The organism is Streptomyces sp. NRRL B-24572 (assembly GCF_002156145.1).
Lineage (GTDB): Bacteria > Actinomycetota > Actinomycetes > Streptomycetales > Streptomycetaceae > Streptomyces > Streptomyces vietnamensis.
The window spans coordinates 1-8,309 of record NZ_MWIG01000494.1 but is presented as its reverse complement, the minus strand read 5'-3'; the positions used below and the strand labels follow the sequence as shown (position 1 = coordinate 8,309).

Below are 8,309 nucleotides of genomic sequence, written 5' to 3'. Positions count from 1 at the left end.
CGGATCTCGGATCTCGGATCCATGATCCTGTGACTCGGATCCTGTAGCCCGGATCCCGGATCCTGTAGCTCGGATCCAATGTCCAGAATTCGTATGCCGGATATTGGATCCCGGATCCTCAGGCCGCGCCCGCCGCCATCCCCGCCCCCACGATCCCCGCGTTGTTCTGGAGTTCCGCCGGGACGATCTCCGCGCGGATGCCCTCGATCAGCGGCAGGAACTTGTCCGCCTTGCGGCTCACGCCGCCGCCGATGATGAACAGCTCCGGCGAGAAGAGCATCTCCACGTGCGCGAGGTACTTGCGCAGCCGCCGGGTCGCCCAGTGCTCCCAGCTGAGGTCCTCGTCCTCCTTGGCCTTCATCGAGGCGCGGGTCTCCGCGTCGTGGCCCTTGAGCTCCAGGTGGCCCAGCTCGGTGTTGGGGACGAGCCGGCCGTCGACGAAGAGGGCCGAGCCGATGCCCGTGCCGAGGGTCAGCAGGATCACCGTGCCCTTGCGGCCCCGGCCCGCGCCGAAGGTCACCTCCGCGATCCCGGCCGCGTCCGCGTCGTTCAGGACGGTCACCGGGAGCCCGCCGAGACGCTCGCTCAGCAGGGTGCCGGCGTCGACGCCGATCCAGGACTTGTCGACGTTGGCGGCCGTACGGACGGTGGAGCCCGTCACGACGCCGGGGAAGGTGACTCCCACCGGTCCCGTCCAGCCGAAGTGCTCCACGACCTCCGCGACGCGGCCCGCCACACCGTCGGGTGTGGCGGGCTGCGGGGTCAGTACCTTGTGGCGCTCCTCGGCGAGCGTGCCGCGCTCCAGGTCCACGGGGGCGCCCTTGATGCCCGAGCCGCCGATGTCCACTCCGAAGACGTTCATGGACCCAACGTTACGGGCCGGGGCGCTGCGTCACTCGTTTTCGAGCAGGGCCGCCGCCTCGGCCCGCAGGTCCTTGTTCCGGAGCTCCTTGGGCAGCGAGAAGGTGAGGGACTCGTCCGCCGTCTTGACGATCTCCACGTCCGCGTAGCCGCGCTCGGCGAGCCACTCCAGGACCTCCTGCACCAGGACGTCCGGGACGGAGGCGCCGGAGGAGAGGCCGACGCTGGTGACGCCCTCCAGCCAGGCCTCGTCGATCTCGCTGGCGAAGTCGACCAGGTACGCGGCGGGGACGCCGGCCTGCTTGGCGACCTCGACCATGCGGATCGAGTTGGAGGAGTTCTTCGAGCCGACGACGATCACCAGCTCGGCCTGGCCGGCGAGCTCCTTGATGGCGGTCTGGCGGTTCTGCGTGGCGTAGCAGATGTCGTCGGACGGCGGGGAGATCAGCTGCGGGAACTTCTCCTTCAGCGCGTCGACGGTCTCCATCGTCTCGTCGACCGAGAGCGTGGTCTGGGAGAGCCAGACGACCCGGGAGGGGTCGCGGACCTCGACCTTGGCCACGTCCTCCGGGCCGTCGACCAGCTGGATGTGGTCGGGGGCCTCGCCGGAGGTGCCGATGACCTCCTCGTGGCCCTCGTGGCCGATGAGGAGGATGTCGAAGTCGTCCTTGGCGAAGCGGACGGCCTCCTTGTGGACCTTGGTGACCAGCGGGCAGGTGGCGTCGATGGTCGCGAGCCGGCCCACGCGGGCCTCCTCGTGGACGGTCGGGGCGACGCCGTGCGCGGAGAACATCACGATGTTGCCCGGCGGCACCTCGGTCGCCTGGTCGACGAAGATCGCGCCCTTCCGCTCCAGCGTCTGGACCACGTACTTGTTGTGGACGATCTCGTGCCGGACGTAGATCGGCGCACCGTACTGCTCCAGGGCCTTCTCCACGGCGATCACGGCACGGTCCACGCCCGCGCAGTAGCCGCGGGGGGCGGCGAGCAGGACACGCTTCGGGCGGTTCGTCGCGGAGGCGGAATCGGGCGTCGGCGCGGGCGTTGCAGTCATGCGTCCCATCGTAAGGCCGCGTCGGTGAGCGGTTGGAGCGGCACCGTGGCCGAAACTGGCGCCATGGCTGAGGAGACGCAGGTGGCGGAGCACGAGGGACTGCGTCGGAATCTCGGATTCCGCGACCTCGTCGTGTACGGACTGCTGTTCATCGCCCCCATGGCGCCGGTCGGCGTCTTCGGCACGCTCGACGCGAAGTCGCACGGGGCCGTCGCACTGGTGTACGTCGTGGCCACGGTCGCCATGGCGTTCACGGCGTTCAGCTACGCCCAGATGGTGCGGGTCGCGCCGCAGGCCGGTTCCGTCTTCACGTACGCGCGCAAGGGCCTCGGCGAAGGGCCGGGTTTCATCGCCGGGTGGATGGCGATGCTCGACTACCTGCTGATCCCGGCCGTCGCCTACCTCTTCGCGGGCATCGCGATGGAGGCGCTGGTCCCCGAGGTGGACCGGTGGGTGTGGACCGGGATCGCCGTGGTGGTCACCACCCTGCTGAACCTGTGGGGCGTCCGGGCGGCGGCGCGGGTCGGCTTCGCGGTGCTCGCGATGGAGATCGCCGTCCTGCTGGTCTTCGTCGGTTCGGCGGTGGTCGTGCTCGTACGGGACGGAGCGCAGCGCGACTGGTGGTCGCCGTTCACCGGCGACGTCTCGTTCTCGCTCGGCGCGGTGGTGGGCGCGGTGTCGGTGGCCGTCCTGTCGTACCTGGGCTTCGACGCGATCGCCTCCTTCGCGGAGGAGGTGACGGGCGGCTCGCGGAAGGTGGCGCGGGCGGTGCTGTTCTGCCTGGCGCTCGCGGGCGTCCTGTTCGTGGCCCAGACCTGGCTGGTGGCACTCCTCCAACCGGTCTCCTCGGCCGAGCTCGCCGCCGACCCGGCCAAGCAGGGCTCGGCCTTCTACGACGCCGTGGAGGCGTCGGTCGGCACCTGGCTGCACGACCTGGTGGCCGTCTCGAAGGCGATCGGCGCGGCCTTCGCGGCGCTCGCCGGGCAGGCGGCGGGCGGCAGGCTGCTGTTCGCGATGGGCCGCGACCGGCGCCTGCCGCACCTGCTCGCCCGCACCGACGGCGGCGTCCCGCGGGTGGCGCTGCTCGTGGCGGCGACCGTGACGATGATCGCCGCCCTGTGGGCGGCGCGCCGGGACGACGGCCTCGACCACCTGGTCTCGGTGGTCGACGTCGGCGCGCTCACCGCCTTCGTCCTGCTGCACGCGAGCGTGGTGGGCTGGTTCGCCGTACGGCGGGCGGAGGGGCCGCCGCACTGGCTGAAGCACGTCGTCGTGCCGGTGGTCGGCGCGGGGATCCTGATCGCGGTGATCGTCGAGGCCTCGGCCGCCGCGCAGGTGGTGGGCGTGGTGTGGCTGGGGGTGGGCCTCGTCGTCCTCGCGGTCCAGGGCTCGACGAGGACGTCCGCGCGCCCCTGACGTTGTCGTACCGCGCGGTTACGCTCGGTCCATGGGTCTGACTACGTCCGCAGAAGCACCGCTTCCCGTCGGTGAGGTCTCCCGGATGATCGGGGGGTGGATCGACCGGCTCGGGGCGATCTGGGTCGAGGGGCAGATCACGCAGCTGTCGCGGCGCCCCGGCGCCGGGGTCGTCTTCCTGACGCTGCGGGATCCCTCGTACGACATCTCCATCAGCGTCACCTGCTACCGCCAGGTCTTCGACGCGGTCGCGGACGTCGTCTCGGAGGGCGCCCGGGTCGTCGTGCACGCCAAGCCCGAGTGGTACGCGCCGCGCGGGCAGCTGTCGCTGCGGGCGGCGGAGATCAAGCCGGTCGGGATCGGCGAGCTGCTCGCCCGGCTCGAACAGCTGAAGCGGAGCCTGGCCTCCGAGGGTCTTTTCGCGCTCGACCGGAAGAAGCCGCTGCCGTTCCTGCCGCGCCTCGTCGGCCTGGTCTGCGGCCGCGCCTCGGCGGCCGAGCGGGACGTCCTGGAGAACGCGCGCCGCCGCTGGCCCGCCGTCCGCTTCGAGGTGCGGAACGTCGCGGTGCAGGGCGTGAAGGCGGTCCCGCAGGTCGTCCAGGCGGTCAAGGAGCTGGACGCGCACGAGGACGTGGACGTGATCATCGTGGCCCGGGGCGGCGGCAGCGTCGAGGACCTGCTGCCGTTCTCGGACGAGCAGCTGGTCCGGGCGGTGGCCGAGTGCCGTACGCCCGTGGTGTCCGCGATCGGGCACGAGCCGGACTCGCCGCTGCTCGACCTGGTGGCCGATCTGCGTGCCTCGACGCCGACGGACGCGGCCAAGAAGGTCGTCCCGGACGTCGGCGAGGAGCTGGACCGGGTACGCGGGCTGCGGGACCGGGCACTGCGGACCGTGCGCGGCCTCCTGGAGCGGGAGGAGCGCGGGCTTGCGCACGCGCTCGCGCGGCCCGTCATGGAGCATCCGCACCGCATGGTCGAGGTCCGCGAGGACGAGCTCGCGGCGCTCCTGGCACGGAGCCGGCGGGTCCTCGGACACCTTCTGGACCGAGCGGACTCGGAGCTCTCGCACACGCGGGCGCGTGTCCGGGCGCTGTCGCCCGCCGCGACGCTGGAGCGGGGGTACGCGGTGCTCCAGCGGCCGGACGGGGCGGTGGTGCGCTCCCCCGAGGAGGCCGCGGAGGGCGAGGAGCTGCGGGCCAGGGTCGCCGAGGGCGAGTTCACGGTGCGGCGCGTGGCCGACCCGGCCTGAGCGTCCAGCAGAGACCGATACGTACGAAGGATGGAGCGGAACATGGCAGCGGGTACGGACACGGGCGCGGAAGAGGCGGCCCTCGGGTACGAGCAGGCGCGGGACGAGCTGATCGAGGTCGTCCGGCGCCTCGAAGCGGGCGGGACCTCCCTGGAGGAGTCCCTCGCGCTCTGGGAGCGCGGCGAGGAGCTGGCGAAGGTGTGCCGGCTCCGCCTGGAGGGCGCGCGGGCCCGGCTCGACGCCTCACTGGCGGCGGAGCGCACGGCCGAGGCGGAGGACGAGGACGAGTAGCGCCTCGGCGCGGGCGGACGCGGACGCGGGCGGACCCGGGTGGACGCGGGCGGAGGCGGGTGGACGCGGACGCGGGCGGCCCCGGGCGGACGCGGGCGGCATCCAGCATGGACGGCACCCGCACGGGCGGACCCCGGCACGAGCGGCACCCGCCTGGACAGCGCCCCACATGGGCGTAATCCGCACGAGCGGCGCCCGCCCGGACCACGCCCGCCACGGCCGCGCCCCGGCATGTAGACTCCGAGTGAAGCGGATCACTATCCGGATGGATTAGTTGAAATTTCACCAATCCTGGGCGTACTGTCGAGACATCGCTTGAACCTTGTACGAGCGACCCCCCTTTGCAGTCCGGAAGGTACGCAGCATGTCTCTCGCCCTTGACGCCGTCGCCCAGGACCTCCTCTTCCGTGAGGCCCGCACCGCCAACACGTTCACCGACGAGCCGGTGACCGACGAGCAGATCCAGGCGATCTACGACCTGGTGAAGTTCGGCCCGACCGCCTTCAACCAGTCCCCGCTGCGCATCACCCTGGTCCGCTCCCCCGAGGCCCGCGAGCGTCTGGTGAAGCACATGGCCGAGGGCAACCAGGCCAAGACCGCCGCCGCCCCGCTGGTCGCGATCCTCTCCGCCGACAACGAGTTCCACGAGGAGCTCCCGGCCCTGCTCCCGCACTTCCCGCAGGCCAAGGACATGTTCTTCTCGGAGCGCCCGGTCCGTGAGGGCTCCGCGCTGCTGAACTCCGCCCTCCAGGCCGCTTACTTCATCGTGGGCGTCCGCGCCGCCGGCCTGGCCGCCGGCCCGATGACCGGCCTGGACTTCGCCGGCGTCCAGAAGGAGTTCCTGGACGACGACCACACCCCGCTGATGGTCGTCAACATCGGCAAGCCGGGCGAGGACGCCTGGTTCCCGCGCTCCCCGCGCCTCTCCTTCGACGAGGTCGTCACCACCGTCTGAGCCTGACGGCGCACGCGAAAGGGCCCCGCACTCCACGAGTGCGGGGCCCTTCCCGTATGCCCGGAAACCCGGCTCAGGCCTTCTTCGCCTGGAGCGAGCCGGCCATCTCCGCCAGCCGCTCGAAGGAGGCCGTGCCGGTCACCACGGTCGTCGCGCCGTTCTCCGTGCGGACGAGCGCGTCGTACTTCGGGCCCTCCCAGCGCTGCCAGACCCGACCGGCCACGGTCTCGGTCTTCCCGGTGTTCTTCGCCTTGTGGGTCACCTCGGGCACGAACTTCCCCGGCTCGGCCGTCGACTGGTTCACGGCCACGTACTGGGTGTCCGGGGAGAGGAAACCGAGCTGCCAGGCGTTGGCCTTCTCCCGCTTGTACGAGACCACCGTCGCCTTCCAGCCCTCGCCGAGGCCCTCGGGGGCCAGCACCGGATACGGCGCCACCCGCTGGGCCGTGAGGAGCTCGACCCGGTAGTCCTTCGCCTGGACCGGAGCCGCGTCCTCGTCGTGCGGGATGAAGAGATACATCACGCCCGCGGCGATCATGATCACCCCGAGGGACTGGAACATCCCGCGTACCGTCTGCCTGCCTCGCATACCTGCCACGCCCACCATGGTCGCATCATGGTGTTGTGCTCATACGTGGGCCCCTCTGCTCATTTTGTCGACGTACCGATAGAGTCGCAGCACCCTCTTTTTCCCGGCCGTCGCCGTACAGAAAGGTGCGCACCGATGACCGAGCACCATCACCTTCCGCCCGAGCTTGTCGTTTCCCCCGAGGCCCCCGACCGCAACCTCGCCCTTGAGCTGGTCCGCGTCACCGAGGCCGCCGCCATGGCCGCCGGCCGCTGGGTCGGCCGCGGCGACAAGATCGGCGCGGACGGGGCGGCGGTCAACGCCATGCGGACCCTGATCTCCACCGTCTCGATGAACGGCGTCGTCGTCATCGGCGAGGGCGAGAAGGACGAAGCCCCGATGCTCTTCAACGGCGAGCGGGTCGGCGACGGCACCGGCGCCGAGGTCGACATCGCCGTCGACCCGATCGACGGCACCACGCTCAACGCCAAGGGCATGCCGAACGCGATCGCCGTCCTGGCCGCCGCCGACCGCGGCACCATGTTCGACCCGTCCGCGGTCTTCTACATGGACAAGCTGGTCACCGGCCCCGAGGCCGCCGACTTCGTCGACATCAACGCCCCCGTCTCGGTCAACATCCGCCGGGTCGCCAAGGCCAAGAACTCCTCGCCCGAGGACATCACGGTCGTCATCCTGGACCGCCCCCGTCACGAGGGCATCGTCAAGGAGATCCGCGAGACCGGCGCCCGCATCAAGTTCATCTCGGACGGCGACGTCGCCGGTTCGATCATGGCCGTCCGCGAGGGCACCGGCGTCGACATGCTCATGGGCATCGGCGGCACGCCCGAGGGCATCATCTCCGCCTGCGCCATCAAGTGCCTCGGCGGTGTGATCCAGGGCAAGCTGTGGCCGAAGGACGACGCCGAGCGCCAGAAGGCGCTGGACGCGGGCCACGACCTGGACCGCGTGCTCTCCACGAACGACCTGGTCAGCGGCGACAACGTGTTCTTCGTCGCGACAGGCATCACCGACGGCGAGCTGCTGCGCGGGGTGCGCTACCGCGCCGAGACGGCGACCACGCAGTCGCTGGTCATGCGCTCGAAGTCCGGCACGATCCGCCAGATCGACTCGACGCACCGGCTCTCGAAGCTGCGCGCGTACAGCCAGATCGACTTCGACCGCGCGAAGTAACGCTTCAGCACGACGGTACGAAGAGGGGCGCCCCCATGTGCGGTGGGGGCGCCCCTTCTCGTACGGGCGGCGGGGAAGCTCTCCGCGGTCCCGTCAGCCCGCCTGGGCGATCCGCTCGGTCGCGGCCGCCTTCCGCAGCTCCACCTCACGCCGGCGGCGCCGGGCGAGGACGACGCGGCGCTCGGCCGCCGTGAGCCCGCCCCACACCCCGTACGGCTCGGGCTGGAGCAGCGCGTGCTCCCGGCAGTCGACCATCACCGGACAGCGCGCGCAGACCCGCTTCGCCGCCTCCTCGCGGGCGAGTCGCGCGGCGGTCGGCTCCTTGGAGGGAGCGAAGAAGAGCCCGGCCTCGTCCCGGCGGCACACCGCCTCCGCGTGCCAAGGGCCGGCCTCGTCCTCCCGGGCAGGGGCGCGCTGAGAGGGTACGGCGGCGACCTGGAGGGGCTGATGCGGCAGTTGCAGCACGGTCTACTCCTGACGACGGCTTCGCGAGCGAGCGGCGATGCACCAGCCCTACCCGCTGTGCGCGCGCCTATGCACTGCGTGCCCTGCCGTTCCGCACTGCGGATACCCGAGGGCGAATTCCGGTCACCACCGGAGGGTCACCTCCGGACCGACCACCTCCGGACGGTCGCCCCCGGGCCGTCACCTCCGGACGGTCACCCCGGGTGGCCGCCCCCGGGCCGTCACCTCCGGGCCCTCGCCCCCGGCCGGCCGTCCCTGA

At 71.4% G+C, this 8,309-nt stretch carries 9 protein-coding genes; 5 read left to right on the top strand and 4 right to left on the bottom strand.

What is annotated here, in order from left to right; genetic code table 11:
* Positions 1-118 precede the first annotated feature (118 nt).
* Complete coding sequence (gene ppgK, locus CCN56_RS27545; RefSeq protein WP_086830642.1) at positions 119-862, bottom strand: polyphosphate--glucose phosphotransferase; 744 nt, start codon at positions 860-862, stop codon at positions 119-121.
* 30 nt (positions 863-892) lie between these two features.
* Positions 893-1,924: a 4-hydroxy-3-methylbut-2-enyl diphosphate reductase gene (locus tag CCN56_RS27540; protein WP_078908477.1), complete on the bottom strand. Its 1,032-nt coding sequence runs from the start codon at positions 1,922-1,924 to the stop codon at positions 893-895.
* Between the two features lie 54 nt (positions 1,925-1,978).
* Here CCN56_RS27540 and CCN56_RS27535 point away from each other — a divergent pair, with 54 nt between their 5' ends.
* The 4 genes from CCN56_RS27535 to CCN56_RS27520 all read left to right on the top strand — a co-directional run bounded on the left by CCN56_RS27535 (position 1,979) and on the right by CCN56_RS27520 (position 5,826).
* Entirely contained in the window at positions 1,979-3,331 is a 1,353-nt protein-coding gene (locus tag CCN56_RS27535) for an APC family permease (protein ID WP_086830641.1), read from the top strand.
* A gap of 31 nt (positions 3,332-3,362) precedes the next feature.
* On the top strand, positions 3,363-4,580 hold the full coding sequence (gene xseA / locus CCN56_RS27530; protein WP_086830640.1) for an exodeoxyribonuclease VII large subunit: 1,218 nt from the start codon (positions 3,363-3,365) through the stop codon (positions 4,578-4,580).
* Positions 4,581-4,622: 42 nt separating this feature from the next.
* Entirely contained in the window at positions 4,623-4,871 is a 249-nt protein-coding gene (locus tag CCN56_RS27525; RefSeq protein WP_041131041.1) for an exodeoxyribonuclease VII small subunit, read from the top strand.
* A 364-nt stretch (positions 4,872-5,235) separates the two neighbouring features.
* A complete protein-coding gene (locus CCN56_RS27520; RefSeq protein WP_086830639.1) occupies positions 5,236-5,826 on the top strand; it encodes a malonic semialdehyde reductase in 591 nt (196 codons plus the stop codon).
* A gap of 73 nt (positions 5,827-5,899) precedes the next feature.
* On the opposite strand, the gene CCN56_RS27515 is transcribed toward CCN56_RS27520, so the two are convergent.
* The gene (locus CCN56_RS27515; protein ID WP_179200001.1) at positions 5,900-6,433 is read right to left on the bottom strand and encodes a DUF4245 domain-containing protein; all 534 of its coding nucleotides are present in this window, start codon (positions 6,431-6,433) and stop codon (positions 5,900-5,902) included.
* A gap of 117 nt (positions 6,434-6,550) precedes the next feature.
* Here CCN56_RS27515 and glpX point away from each other — a divergent pair, with 117 nt between their 5' ends.
* Positions 6,551-7,585 (top strand): class II fructose-bisphosphatase, encoded by a 1,035-nt coding sequence (gene glpX, locus CCN56_RS27510; RefSeq protein WP_041131039.1) that lies wholly within the window; start codon positions 6,551-6,553, stop codon positions 7,583-7,585.
* Between the two features lie 93 nt (positions 7,586-7,678).
* On the opposite strand, the gene CCN56_RS27505 is transcribed toward glpX, so the two are convergent.
* The gene (locus CCN56_RS27505) at positions 7,679-8,050 is read right to left on the bottom strand and encodes a WhiB family transcriptional regulator (RefSeq protein WP_086830638.1); all 372 of its coding nucleotides are present in this window, start codon (positions 8,048-8,050) and stop codon (positions 7,679-7,681) included.
* Positions 8,051-8,309: the final 259 nt, after the last annotated feature.

Excerpts from the sequence above, each read along its gene's own strand:
- CCN56_RS27540 (WP_078908477.1), bottom strand. The coding sequence starts at position 1,924 with ATGGGACGCATGACTGCAACGCCCGCGCCGACGCCCGATTCCGCCTCC.
- CCN56_RS27515 (WP_179200001.1), bottom strand. The coding sequence starts at position 6,433 with ATGGTGGGCGTGGCAGGTATGCGAGGCAGGCAGACGGTACGCGGGATG.
- CCN56_RS27525 (WP_041131041.1), top strand. The coding sequence starts at position 4,623 with ATGGCAGCGGGTACGGACACGGGCGCGGAAGAGGCGGCCCTCGGGTAC.
- ppgK (WP_086830642.1), bottom strand. The coding sequence starts at position 862 with ATGAACGTCTTCGGAGTGGACATCGGCGGCTCGGGCATCAAGGGCGCC.
- xseA (WP_086830640.1), top strand. The coding sequence starts at position 3,363 with ATGGGTCTGACTACGTCCGCAGAAGCACCGCTTCCCGTCGGTGAGGTC.
- CCN56_RS27535 (WP_086830641.1), top strand. The coding sequence starts at position 1,979 with ATGGCTGAGGAGACGCAGGTGGCGGAGCACGAGGGACTGCGTCGGAAT.
- CCN56_RS27520 (WP_086830639.1), top strand. The coding sequence starts at position 5,236 with ATGTCTCTCGCCCTTGACGCCGTCGCCCAGGACCTCCTCTTCCGTGAG.
- glpX (WP_041131039.1), top strand. The coding sequence starts at position 6,551 with ATGACCGAGCACCATCACCTTCCGCCCGAGCTTGTCGTTTCCCCCGAG.